The following is a 12321-nucleotide window of genomic DNA, read 5'->3' on the forward strand; positions in this document are numbered from 1 at the left end:
AGGACAAGGACTACCGCGGCCGCACAACCGTGGCCGCACCCGTCCCACACACCCCGACTGACGGCGAGACAGAGGAACTCCCGCCTGTCCCCGGCGGCAAGACGGAGGAGCTCCCCCCACCCGACGGCGACACCCGCCCGCCGCGTCCCATGGACCGCCCGCGTCCGGGGCCCGGGCAGCGCCGGACGCCCGTGGCGATCGCGGTAACCGCCGCGGCCGTCGTCGGTTTCGGCTGCTCTCTCCTGATCCCCAGCCCTACCGAGGCCACCCCGACCGCTCCCCCGGCGAGCGCGTCGGCCGCCCCGGCAACAGCCGCCCCGAGCGCGGGCGGGGTCGCGGACGTCCTGACCAACCCCGGCTTCGAGTCGGGCGCCCTCTTGCCGTGGAGCTGCGCCGGAAACCCGGGCTCGATCGTTTCCTCCCCCGCCCACGCGGGCTCCAAGGCCCTCCAGGGGACGGTGAGTTCGAGCGACACCGCGCAGTGCGACCAGACCGTCGCGGTACGGCCGAACACCACCTACTCACTCAGCGGCTGGGTCCGCGGCTCCTACGTCTACCTGGGCGTGAACGGCGGCGCATCCACCTGGACCACTTCCCCGACCAGATACAGCCCGTTGACCGTCTCCTTCACAACAGGCGCCTCCCAGACCAGCGCGACGATCTACGTGCACGGCTGGTACGCACAGGGCAGCTACTACGCCGACGACATCACCCTGAACGGGCCCGGTGGCGGCGGGCACTCCTGAGAAGCCGTGCTCTGTCGATCACGAGGTGGTCGAACAGGCCTCTCACCGCGGTGATCTCCCGGCGGCACACACGTATGAAGGCGAGGCCGCCGGTAGCTAGGGGATGCGAATCGAACCGAGCAACGCTGCGAGTCCCTGGTGTCGACGGTCTCGCCGTCGGCGATGAGCGAGGACACCTCGACGGCGATGCGGCGCTTGGCGTCGACGGCCTCGTGAGCACGCAGCGCGAAGGGCGGCTCCTCGCCCCTGAGTCCACGCACCTCACGATGATCACCGGTGATCGTCACGTTTCCGGCCCCGGACGCAGCCCCTGGCCCAGTGCGGTCCTCACGGCAAATCGATTGCGGCCCCGCCGGTGCCCTGGATACGGTCCGCCCATGTCTACGACGCCCCGTGTTTCTTAGCTCGGACACAAGCCTCGACGTCACCTTTGTGCCCTTGAGCTGTCACGGAGCGTAACAATCATGAATAACCCTCACGGTCCGGGCCTGTTCCGGAACCGGGACTTTTCGCTGTTGCTGAGCGGCCAGCTGGTCTCTGCCGTCGGCAACCAGGCCGAGAGCATGGCCCTGCCGCTCATCGTCCTGACCCTCACCGGGTCGGCCACCCAAGCCGGCTTCGTACTCGGCCTCGGAACCCTCACCTTCTTGGTGTTCGGGCTGGTCGCCGGCGCCCTCGTCGACCGATGGGACCGCAAAGCCACCATGATCTGGTGCGAGCTCGGCCGGACCGTGCTCGCCGGAGGGGTCGCCGTCGCGCTGTGGCTGAACCAGCTCACGATGCCCCAGCTGTACGCGACGACCGTGCTCGCCGGGATCCTGACCACCCTCTTCCAGGTGGCGAACACCGCGGCGCTGCCCAACGTGGTCGGTCCGCGGCGGCTGTCCGCCGCGCTCGGCTACTCGCAGTCAGCCGCCAGCGCGGTGGGCGTCTTCGGGGCTTCGCTCGCCGGTGCGCTCTACGCCGCCGGGCGGACCGTGCCGTTCGCCGTCAACGCGGTGTCCTTCGCCGTGTCCGCGGCGTCGCTTCGTCTGATGCGCGCCCGGTTCCAGCTGGACCGGCAGGACGCGCGGAGAGCCCGGCTCACCGCCGAGATCCGGGAAGGGCTCGGCTGGCTTCGGCACCAGCCGGTCATCCGCTTCCTCACCCTGGTCTCGGCCGCTGACAAGGTGCGCTACGGCGCCGGGTATCTGCTGATCATCACCCTCGCCCGGCAACTCGGTGCGTCATCCCTGTGGATAGGCGTCATCTTCAGCGGCGCGGCGGTCGGCGCCCTCGCGGGGGCGCTGGTCGCGGACAGGACCACGCGTCGTTTCCCGCTCGGCCGGATCGCCGTGGTCATGTTGTGGTTGGAGGCGCTGATGTTCCCGCTGTACGCGGTCGCCCCGAACCCGCTGCTGCTGGCGGTGGTCGCGGCGGCCGAGTCGCTGGTGGCTCCGGTGTACGCGGTGGCCATGGCCACGCACCAACTGGCCATTACACCCGATGAGCTGCGGGGCCGAGCGACAAGCGCGGTCTCCACGCTCACCATGGGAGCCCTGTCGATCGGCACACTCGCAGGCGGCGTGCTGATCACCGCACTGGGCGCCAAGCCTCTGGTCTGGCTGTGCGGCGCATGGCTACTCACCCTGGCCCTCCTCACCACGGCCAACCGAGCCGTGCGACAGGCACCACCAGCAGGCACGATCCCACCACAGAGGCCCACCAGCGCGGAGACTTCGGACGTGGCGAGCTAGCCAACTCGAATCACCGTGCGTCGGACGTCAGCGGGCCCATTGGCCTCTGGATGTGCGTGGTCGGTGCCGTCCGGGCTGAGCACTTCTGGAGCGACGGAGTTCGTGCGCATCGTGTTCTCCCGTCCTCCTGGTAGGCAGCCGCCTCCGCTTGGGCTCCTCTCACCAGGTCGTACAGCGGTACTTCCAGATGTGGAACACGGATGACATCTGGCACCAGATGGGCTCCGCTGATCACGCGCCAGCCTTGCCCCATCCGGACACTCCCCCTAGCCTGATTTTGTGCCGCCAATAAACAAACCCCGAACGCGCACCATCGTGCCGGGCGACAGCAGCACCGACCTCACCCGGCTCCGCATCGCCCTCACCGTCTTCTTCGCTCTGGACGGCTTCATCTTCGCCGGTTGGGTCGTACGCATCCCGGCCATCAAACAACAGACAGGCGCCTCGACCTCGGGTCTTGGCCTTGCCCTCCTCGGCGTGTCCGCCGGAGCCGTCGTCACGATGATGCTCACCGGCCGGCTCTGCCGGCGCTACGGCGCTCACCCCGTCACTGTGATCTGCAGCATCCTGCTTTCCCTCAGCATCGCGCTACCGCCGCTCGCGCATTCGGTACTCGCGCTGGGCGCCGTACTCCTGATTTTCGGCAGCGCATACGGTGGGCTGAACGTCGCCTTCAACAGCGCGGCCGTCGACCTGGTCGCCGCCCTGGGCCGCCCGATCATGCCGAGTTTCCATGCGGCGTTCAGCCTGGGCGGCATGATCGGGGCGGGGCTGGGCGGCCTGGTCGCCGGCTCCCTCTCCCCCACGCGCCACCTGTTCGCCCTCACCGTGATCGGCCTGCTGGTCACGGCCGCCACCGCCCCGACGCTGCTGCGGTACGACATCGCGGTCCCCCGCACCGAGCGGCGCACCGACACCGCCCCGCGCCGCCTGGACGCCCGTACCCGCCGCATGGTGATCGTGTTCGGCCTGATCGCCCTGTGCACGGCGTACGGCGAGGGGGCGATGGCCGACTGGGGCGCGCTCCATCTCCGGCAGGACCTGGATGCCTCTCCGGGTGTCGCGGCGGCCGGTTACACGTGTTTCGCGCTGGCCATGACGATCGGCCGGGCGAGCGGCACGAGGCTGCTGGAGCGGCTCGGGCGGTCCAGGACCGTGGTCTTCGGCGGCGGGACGGCCGCGGCCGGCATGCTGCTCGGTTCCCTCGCTCCCTGGATCTGGGCGACACTGCTCGGCTTCGCGGTCACGGGGCTGGGACTGGCCAACCTGTTCCCGGTGGCGGTGGAGCGAGCGGGTGCGCTGGCCGGTCCCTCGGGCGTCGCCACGGCGTCCACGCTCGGGTACGGCGGCATGCTGCTGGGCCCGCCGGCGATCGGCTTCATCGCTGACTGGACGTCACTGCCGACGGCGCTGACGAGCGTGGCGGTGCTGGCCGGGATCGCCACGCTGATAGGCGCGACGAGCAAGTGACGGACGGGGGACACGGGGCCGTGCTGGTGAGGTGTCCGCTCCTCAGTCCAGCAGGCCCGGTTCCCATACCGATTCCAGCAGGCCGGACAGTCGCGCGGTGTCGGATGCCGTCCAGCCCGGTGGCTGCGTGATCTCCGCCCACGCGGTCGTCGGCATCGTGCCGTAGCGGTGGCCGTATCCGTCCGGCACGCTGTCCGCGCCGGCCAGGTCGCAGGCCACCTGCCAGAAGGTGAGCAGCGGGTACCAGCGCATGGCCGGTGAGACGTCCCGGGCGCGCGGGCGGTCCAGCCAGTCCGGTTGGTGGAAGACGAGGCCGGGTGACCACCAGACGACGGGGTCGGAGCCGTTCTGGAGGTAGACCGCGCGGGGCTCTCCCCAGGGCGCGGGCGGGATGCCGTAGTCCGTCGGCACCTGCGCGAACCGCACCTGCGCACCGTCGTCGACCACCGGCCGCCACTCGGGGCTGCCCGGCCGCCGTTCCGCGGTGACCCTCTTCCACAGGGGGTTGTCGTAGGTCGGGCCGACGAACAGCGCGCCGTCGGTCTTCGAGGCGAGGTCGGCCAGGGAGCCGTCGAGGGCGGACTCCATGGAGAAGGAGCCGAGGCTCTCGCCGTAGACGAGGAGCCGGGGGCGGGAGCCGGCCGGGAGGGTCCGCCACTTGTCGTAGACGGCGTCGAAGAGGGCCCGCCCGGTGTCGGCGGCCTCGTCCTCGGTAAGCGCGGAGACCCAGCTGGGCAGGTAGGAGTACTGCAGGGCGACCTGGGCGGTGTCGCCGTCCCACATGTACTCCAGGGGTTTGCTGCCCTGGTCGTTGATCCAGCCGGTGCCGGTGGTGCCCAGCACCGCGAGGATCTTCCGGGAGAAGCCGCCGGTGCGTTCGAGTTCGCGTACGGCGAGGGCGGCGCGTTGGTTGAGGGTGTCGGCGGTGCGCAGGCCGACGTAGACACGTACCGGGTCCTTGGCCGGCCGGCCGGTGAAGGCGGTGATGTCGGCGCGAGTGGTGGCCCTACCGACGAAGTCGCGGCCCCGGGCGCCGAGGGTGTCCCAGTGGGCGGCGGACCGGGGAGTGCCGGAGAGGGTGGCGAGGTCTGGCTGGTGGACGCCCTCGGTGGTGTCCTGGTCGGCGAGGGACGCGGCGCTCTCGATCGCGTCCAATGCCCCGCGCAGCAGGAAGCCCTGGACGACGCCGGAGATCACGAACACGACGAGGGCGACCCCGGTGGCGTACGCGACCGGGCGCGGCACGTGGACGCCGAGCGGGCGGGCGACGAGTCGGGTGCCGAGCCGTACCGTACGGCCGATCAGGAGCAGCATCGTGCCGACGAGCACGGCGACGACGGGGACCAGCGCCCACTGCCACCAGACCACCTGCGGGGGCAGGGTGACCGCGCGCCGGGCCTCGCCCTGCCAGTGAACGCTCCAGGCGGTGACGGCGACGACCGCCGCCGCCCCGAGGACCCCGAGGGCCGCCCAGAGGATCCTGCGGACGCGCGGACGGATCCGGAAGCCGGCCCAGCGGAGCAGAAACCGGGCGAGGGTCTCCAGCAGTGCGCCGACGGCGTATCCGACGACCCCCGAGACGCCGGCTACGAGTCCCTGGAGCCACCAGGCGCGCGGGAGCAGGGACGGGGTGAGGGACAGGCAGTAGCACAGGACCGCCACGGCGATCCCGCACCAGCACGGCCGCCGCCGAACCACCCGGCCGGGGCCCGCGTGCCGGCGTACCTGTTCCGTCATCCGCCGGGTCCAGTGCCTCGTACGATTCAGAGTCCTGCCCGCTACACCCACTTGGCCACCTCGGCACCACGATCGGCTACCGCACCCGCCGCCGCATCCGGACGATCCCCGAGGCCATCCCGTTGGGTGACAAAAGGTGCAGAGCACCCCGGGATATCCCATCGTGGTGGGATGGCGCAGGCCCAGACGACCGAGAGTCCCCGCTCCTCGCCGCCTGCGGCCAAGCTGACGCTGCCCACGCCGACCGCGATGGCGGTCGCTTCGATGGTCGGCGCCGGGGTGTTCTCGCTGCCGCGCCGGTCCGCCGAGGAGACCGGCGTCGCGGGCGCGCTGATCGCCTGGGTGATCGCGGGTGCGGGCATGCTGATGCCAGCCCTGGTCTTCCAGACGCCGGCGCTGCGCAGGGCCGACCTGGACGCGGGTGTGTACGCCTATGCGAAGGCGGGGTTCGGCGCATACCTGGGTTTCTTCTCGGCGTTCGGCTACTGGGCGAGCACCTGCGTCGGGAACGTCACCTTCACCATCGTCGGCGCCGAACTGGGCCGGGGACGCGGCGGCGGGCACTGCGTGACCTGCCCGCTGCTGCGCGACCCGGTCGAGTTCTGACTCCCCCGGCCAGGGCCCGGAGATGCCGGTCCCCCGCCTCCCCACCCGGGCCGCCCTGGTGGCGGTGGTGGCCGTGCTGGTGGCGGCCAATCTGCTGGACAACCGCTGGGCCAGGTCATGGATCCTGCTGACCGCGGTCGTCGCCTCGGCGGTCCTGGTGGCGCTGCTGTTCTGGGCCGGCGGCGGCTGGGCGGAGCTGGGACTGGGCCGGAACACGCTGGCGGACGGGGCGCGCTGGGCGGTCGCCCTGATCGGGATCGTCGCGGCGGGCTATCTGTGCGGAGCGCTTCTCCCGGTCACCCGGGAACTGTTCGCGGACCAGCGGACCAACGCGCTGAGCGGTGCGGAGATCGCCTTCAAGGCGCTGGTCGCGGTGCCCGTGGGGACCGTACTGCTGGAGGAGATCGCCTTCCGCGGGGTGCTGTTCGCGCTGCTGCGCCGGCTGCGCACGGCGACGACGGCCGCCGTCCTGTCCTCCGTGCTGTTCGGGCTCTGGCACATCCTGCCCTCGCTGAACCTCAACAAGGACAAGCCGACGCTGGGTTCGCTCTTCGGGCAGTCGGTCGCGGGGGCGGTCCTGGTGGACATCGGGGCGGTGCTGTTCACCGCCGTGGCGGGCTGTCTGCTGTGCTGGCTGCGCGACCGCAGCGGCTCCCTGCTGGCGCCGATGGCCCTGCACTGGGCGGTCAACGCACTGGGCTACGCGGTGGGATTCCTGCTGCGCTAGGGACTGACGCGCGGGGACCCACGGCGCTCACTCAGCACGCGCCGGGGTCCCAGCATTCACACAGCAGACGCCAGGGACTCAGCGCTCACACGGCACACGCCAAGGACTCAGCGCGCACACGGCACACGCCAAGGACTCAGCGCTGACAAGGCACAGGTCCTGGGCCTGCCGCGCTGATACGGCACACGCCGGGTCTGCGGCGCTCACGCAGCACACCCCGGCCTGCCGCGCCGCACAGCAGACCGCACGGCAGACCGCACAGCAGACCGGGGCCTGCCGCGTCCGCGCGTGCCGCATCGGGCAGACTCGCGGCATGGAGACTGCCGAGTATCTTCAGATCCTGGACCGGGAGGGCCGGTCGCTGGCCGCGGCCGCCGTGGCGGCGGGCCTCGACGCCGAGGTGCCGACCTGCCCGGACTGGCGGGTGCGCGACCTGCTGCGGCACACGGGCACCGTCCACCGGTGGGCCGCCGGTGTCGTAGCCGACGCCCATCCCGGACCCCGGCCCATCCCCGAGCCGCCCGACCTCGACGGCACCGAACTGACCACCTGGTTCCAGGAAGGCCACCGCGACCTCGTCGACACCCTCGCCGGTGCGCCGCGGAACGTGACGTGCTGGACCTTCCACCCCGCCCCCGTCCCCTCACCACTCACCTTCTGGCTGCGACGGCAGGCCCATGAGACGACCGTGCACCGGTACGACGCCGAGGCCGCCCGGGGCGGACCGGCGTCCCCGATCGCGACGGACTTCGCGGTCGACGGCATCGACGAACTGCTGCGCGGCTTCCACGCCCGCTCCCGCAGCCGGGTCCGCTCCGAATACCCGCGGGTGCTCCAGGTGCGCGCCGCGGACCGGGACGCGGTCTGGACCGTACGGCTGTCGGAGCAGCCGCCCGTCACGGAACTCGGCGTACTCCCTGAGGCGATGGCCGAACTCTCCGGTCCTGCCGACGAGTTGTACCTGGCGCTGTGGAACCGGGTACCGGTGCCGAAGGTGATCGGCGACCTGGAACTGGCCGATCTGTGGCGCACCAGGTCGGGGATCTGAGCGCCGGACCTAGCCGGCGAGCATCCGGGTGAGCACCGCGCGCTGCACCGGCAGCACCTCGTCGTGCAGCGCGCGCCCCTTGCCCGTGAGCGCCACCCGCACGCCCCGCCGGTCCTCCGGGCACATGGCCCGCTCGACCAGGCCGTCCTTCTCCAGCCGGGCGACCAGCCGGGACAGCGCGCTCTGGCTGAGGTGCACCCGCTCGGCGATCTCCTGGACGCGGTAGCTGCATCCGCCGTCAGCCGCCGAACCGTCGGAGAGCAGGTCGAGGACCTCGAAGTCACTGGCGCACAGGCCGTGGCCGTGCAGGGCGCGGTCGAGTTCGCACTGGGTGCGGGCGTGCAGGGCCAGCATGTCCCGCCACTGCTCCACGAGCGCCTGCTCGGGCTTCTTCGCCGCCATTCCCGCACCGTAGCAGAGAAACGCGATTGTTGCATCGTAATTAAATGCGTTTGCAATCAATGCGTGTGCATGTAGTGTCTGTGGGCATGACCTCTCCGCTCACCGCCCCTGCTTCCGAGGGACGCTGGACTCCCCGCCTCTGGGGCACCCTGCTGGTGCTCTGCGCCGCGATGTTCCTGGACGCCCTGGACGTGTCGATGGTCGGCGTCGCGCTGCCGTCGATCGGCTCCGACCTGCACCTGTCGACCTCGACGCTGCAATGGATCGTCAGCGGCTACATCCTGGGCTACGGCGGCCTGCTGCTGCTCGGCGGCCGGACCGCCGACCTGCTGGGCCGCCGCCAGGTGTTCCTCGTCGCCCTCGGCGTCTTCGCGCTGGCCTCGCTGCTCGGCGGCCTGGTCGACTCGGGCCCGCTGCTGATCGCCAGCCGCTTCATCAAAGGCCTGAGCGCGGCCTTCACCGCTCCGGCCGGCCTCTCGATCATCACGACCACGTTCCCGGAGGGCCCGCTGCGCAACCGTGCCCTCGCCATCTACACCACCTGCGCGGCCACCGGCTTCTCCATGGGCCTGGTGCTGTCCGGCCTGCTCACCGAGGCCAGTTGGCGCCTCACCATGCTGCTGCCCGCCCCCATCGCCCTGCTCGCGCTGGTCGCCGGTCTCAGGCTGCTGCCGCGCAGCGCCCGCGAACGCGACCACAACGGCTACGACATCCCCGGCGCGGTCCTCGGTACCGCCTCCATGCTGCTCCTGGTGTTCACCGTGGTCGAGGCCCCGCAGGTGGGCTGGGCATCGGCCCGTACCCTGCTGTCCTTCCTGGCGGTCGCCGTCCTGCTGACCGTCTTCGTCCGGGTCGAACGCCGCTCCCCCGGCCCGCTCATCCGGCTCGGCGTGCTGCGCTCGGGCAACCAGATCCGCGCCCAGCTCGGCGCGGTCGCCTTCTTCGGCTCCTACGTCGGCTTCCAGTTCCTGACCACCCTGTACATGCAGTCCCTGCTCGGCTGGTCGGCGCTGCACACCGCCCTGGCCTTCCTGCCCGCGGGCGCGCTCGTGGCGGTGTCCTCGACCAAGGTCGGCGCGATCGTGGACCGCTTCGGCACTCCGCGACTGATCGCGGCCGGCTTCGCGTTCATGGTTCTCGGATACGCCCTGTTCCTGCGCGTCGACCTGGACCCGGTGTACGCGGCGGTGATCCTGCCGTCGATGCTGCTGATCGGCGCGGCCTGCGCGCTGGTCTTCCCCTCGCTCAACATCCAGGCCACCAACGGGGTCGAGGACCACGAGCAGGGCATGGTCTCCGGGCTCCTCAACACCTCGGTGCAGGTGGGCGGCGCGATCTTCCTGGCGGTCGTGACGGCCGTGGTCACCGCGGGCGCCCCGGCGCACGCGACCCCGCAGGCGATGCTCGACAGCTACCGCCCGGGCTTCATGGTGGTCGCGGGCGTGGCCCTGGCCGGCCTGCTGATCACACTCACCGGGCTGCGCACCAGGCGTCCGCAGCAGAGCGTGGTGATCGCCAAGTCCACCACCCTGGAGGGGGAGCGCGTGTCCGTGCGCGACTGACGCGCGACGCGCGGCCACAGGGGGACGCCTCCGAACGTGCGCCCGGCGGGGCTGGTTGCTCCGCCGGGCGCACGGGTGTGACACTGCCGGAATGACGGGTCACGGGGAACGGCGCGGTCAGGCCGAGCGTGACGCGATCACCGTGGAGATCGGATACGCGCTCTGCAGTGCGGTGTTCGCGGCCGTGGTGGCCCTCGGAGCAGTGGCGGGACCGGTACTGCTCTTCGATCTGCCCGGTGGCCTCGCACGTGTGCTGCCACCGGTGGGCGTGGCCCTGGCCACCGTGGTGTTCTTCGCCCGGGTCGTCAGCGTGCTGGTCCGCTTCCAGCGGTCCTCTCAGCCCAGCCAGCCCGGCCGCACCAGCCCCGACTCATAGGCCAGGACGACCAGTTGGGCACGGTCGCGGGCGCCCAGCTTGACCATCGTGCGGCTCACGTGGGTCTTTGCGGTGAGGGGGCTGACGACCAGACGGCGGGCGATCTCCTCGTTGGACAGGCCGATGCCGACCAGGGCCATCACCTCCCGTTCCCGGTCGGTGAGTTGAGCGAGGGCGTCGGCGGCGGTCGGCTCCTTGGAACGGGCCGCGAACTCCGCGATCAGCCGCCGTGTCACCCCCGGCGACAGCAGCGCGTCCCCGCCCACCACCGCCCTGACGGCGCGCACGAGCTCCTCCGGTTCGGTGTCCTTGACCAGGAAGCCGGAGGCACCGGAACGGATCGCCTCGAAGACGTACTCGTCCAGCTCGAACGTCGTCAGCATGACCACCTTGACGTCCGCCAGCGCCTCCTCCGCGGTGATTCGGCGGGTCGCCGCCAGGCCGTCGAGATGCGGCATGCGGATGTCCATCAGGACGACATCCGGGCGCAGTTCACGCACCTTGCGCAGCGCCTCCTCGCCGTCCGCCGCCTCTCCGGCCACCTCGACATCCGGCTGCGCGTCCAGCAGCGCCCGGAAACCGGCCCGCACCAGCGACTGGTCGTCGGCGAGCAGTACCCGGATCATCGGTCCTCCCGGTCGTCCAAGGGCAGTACGGCCAGCACCCCGAAGCCGCCGCCGGCGCGCGGTCCCGCCTCGATCGTGCCACCCAGCGCGGCCGCCCGTTCCCGCATCCCGGCCAGCCCGTTCCCGCTGCCGCCCGCGTCCGCGCCGGTCGCGGGACCATCGTCGTCGATCCGCAGCCGCAGCTCTCCGCCCCCGTGGTCGAGCCGCACGCGCGCGTGCCGTGAACCCGAGTGCCGCACGACGTTGGTGAGCGCCTCCTGCACGATCCGGAAGGCGGCCAGGTCGGCGCCGGGCGGCAGCCGCGGCGGCTCCCCCTCCACCGCCACGGTGAGTCCGGCGCTCGCCGCCTGTTCGACCAGTTCCGGCAGCCGCCCCAGGCCGGGAGCGGGCGTACGCGGCGCGTCTCCCGGGGCGCGCAGGGTGTCGAGCACCTGACGGACCTCGCCGAGCGCCTCCTTGCTGGCGGCCTTGATGGTGGTGAGCGCGGACCGGGCCTGCTCGGGGTCGGAGTCCAGCAGCGCGAGGCCCATGGCCGCCTGGACGTTGATGACCGAGATGCTGTGCGCCAGCACATCGTGCAGCTCGCGGGCGATCCGCAGTCGTTCCGCGTCCGCCCGCCGCCGGGCCGCCTGGGCGCGGTCCGCCCGCTCCCGCGCCCACTGCTCACGCCGCAGCCGGACCAGCTCGGCCACCGAGACGATGATCAGCACCCAGGTGGCGATGATCGTCTCCTGGCCGGGATTCGCCCCCGTGTCGCCCGGCGGCGGCAGCCAGCGGTACAACCAGAGCGAGATCAGCAGGTGGCCGCCCCACAGCATCCCGACGGCCGCCCAGGCGGCCCGGCGGCGCCCGGCGACGACGGCGCTGAAGCAGGCCACGGCGACGGCCGCGAAGACCGGCCCGAACGGGTAGCCGGCCGCGAGGTAGACCAGGGCGAGCCCCGCCGTGCCGAACACCACGGGCACCGGGTGCCGGTGCCGCCACAGCAGCAGCGCGCAGACGGCGAGGAGCAGCAGGCGGGCGTACACGTCGAGGGGTTCGCGGTGCGGCTGCTGGTGGGCGGCGAAGTTCGAACCCACCAGCACGAGCACGGTGAGCGGGACGGTGGTGCGCCACGGCAGCCGGCCGCGCGACGGCTCGTCCACGCCTTCGTCGGCGCGCTGCCACCACGGGGGCCCGTAGCGCCACCAGTGCGCGGGGCCGCGCTCCCGTACCCGCTGCTCGTCCATGTCCGCCACGCTAGACGGCGCCGGCCCGCCCGAGCGTCAGCCCGGCGAGGTGATCA

Annotated in this window: 10 protein-coding genes and 3 pseudogenes; 8 read left to right on the forward strand and 5 right to left on the reverse strand. The window is 71.8% G+C overall.

The genetic code is table 11. The features are described from left to right. Positions 1-335: 335 nt before the first annotated feature. Positions 336-746, forward strand: a pseudogene (locus tag AB0N16_RS34060) (carbohydrate binding domain-containing protein); the annotation flags it as partial. A 143-nt stretch (positions 747-889) separates the two neighbouring features. Here the strand turns inward: AB0N16_RS34060 and AB0N16_RS34065 are convergent. After that, a pseudogene (locus AB0N16_RS34065) lies at positions 890-997 on the reverse strand (decarboxylase); the annotation flags it as partial. Positions 998-1210: 213 nt separating this feature from the next. Here AB0N16_RS34065 and AB0N16_RS34070 point away from each other — a divergent pair. Together AB0N16_RS34070 and AB0N16_RS34075 are read left to right on the forward strand one after the other, a co-directional pair. Further along, positions 1211-2482, forward strand: coding sequence for an MFS transporter (locus tag AB0N16_RS34070; RefSeq protein WP_365803524.1), 1272 nt, complete (start codon positions 1211-1213; stop codon positions 2480-2482). A 315-nt stretch (positions 2483-2797) separates the two neighbouring features. Further along, the gene (locus tag AB0N16_RS34075; RefSeq protein ID WP_365803607.1) at positions 2798-3952 is read left to right on the forward strand and encodes an MFS transporter; all 1155 of its coding nucleotides are present in this window, start codon (positions 2798-2800) and stop codon (positions 3950-3952) included. Positions 3953-3994: 42 nt separating this feature from the next. Here AB0N16_RS34075 and AB0N16_RS34080 read toward each other — a convergent pair whose 3' ends face one another. Then, on the reverse strand, positions 3995-5689 hold the full coding sequence (locus AB0N16_RS34080) for an alpha/beta-hydrolase family protein (RefSeq protein ID WP_365803526.1): 1695 nt from the start codon (positions 5687-5689) through the stop codon (positions 3995-3997). A gap of 171 nt (positions 5690-5860) precedes the next feature. Between AB0N16_RS34080 and AB0N16_RS34085 the strand changes: the two are divergent. From AB0N16_RS34085 to AB0N16_RS34095, 3 genes and pseudogenes are all read left to right on the forward strand, one after another. Then, positions 5861-6214, forward strand: a pseudogene (locus AB0N16_RS34085) (amino acid permease); the annotation flags it as partial. A 103-nt stretch (positions 6215-6317) separates the two neighbouring features. Continuing rightward, on the forward strand, positions 6318-7022 hold the full coding sequence (locus tag AB0N16_RS34090; RefSeq protein WP_365803528.1) for a CPBP family intramembrane glutamic endopeptidase: 705 nt from the start codon (positions 6318-6320) through the stop codon (positions 7020-7022). A 313-nt stretch (positions 7023-7335) separates the two neighbouring features. After that, positions 7336-8070: a maleylpyruvate isomerase family mycothiol-dependent enzyme gene (locus AB0N16_RS34095; RefSeq protein WP_365803530.1), complete on the forward strand. Its 735-nt coding sequence runs from the start codon at positions 7336-7338 to the stop codon at positions 8068-8070. Positions 8071-8079: 9 nt separating this feature from the next. Here the strand turns inward: AB0N16_RS34095 and AB0N16_RS34100 are convergent, their stop codons facing one another. Next, positions 8080-8472 carry a MarR family transcriptional regulator gene (locus AB0N16_RS34100; protein ID WP_365803532.1) on the reverse strand — a complete coding sequence of 131 codons (393 nt, stop codon included), beginning with the start codon at positions 8470-8472 and terminating at the stop codon, positions 8080-8082. An 86-nt stretch (positions 8473-8558) separates the two neighbouring features. Here AB0N16_RS34100 and AB0N16_RS34105 point away from each other — a divergent pair, with 86 nt between their 5' ends. Both AB0N16_RS34105 and AB0N16_RS34110 read left to right on the forward strand, forming a co-directional pair. After that, entirely contained in the window at positions 8559-10034 is a 1476-nt protein-coding gene (locus AB0N16_RS34105) for an MFS transporter (protein WP_365803534.1), read from the forward strand. Positions 10035-10125: 91 nt separating this feature from the next. Then, positions 10126-10410 carry a DUF6332 family protein gene (locus AB0N16_RS34110; protein ID WP_365803536.1) on the forward strand — a complete coding sequence of 95 codons (285 nt, stop codon included), beginning with the start codon at positions 10126-10128 and terminating at the stop codon, positions 10408-10410. On the opposite strand, the gene AB0N16_RS34115 is transcribed toward AB0N16_RS34110, so the two are convergent. After that, entirely contained in the window at positions 10371-11036 is a 666-nt protein-coding gene (locus tag AB0N16_RS34115) for a response regulator transcription factor (RefSeq protein ID WP_365803538.1), read from the reverse strand. The genes AB0N16_RS34110 and AB0N16_RS34115 overlap by 40 nt on opposite strands. Then, positions 11033-12265, reverse strand: a complete 1233-nt coding sequence (locus tag AB0N16_RS34120; protein ID WP_365803540.1) for a sensor histidine kinase — start codon at positions 12263-12265, stop codon at positions 11033-11035. The genes AB0N16_RS34115 and AB0N16_RS34120 overlap by 4 nt, the downstream gene beginning before the upstream one ends. Positions 12266-12321 lie beyond the last annotated feature (56 nt).

It is taken from the genome of Streptomyces sp. NPDC051105 (assembly GCF_040682795.1).
Taxonomy (GTDB): Bacteria; Actinomycetota; Actinomycetes; order Streptomycetales; family Streptomycetaceae; genus Streptomyces.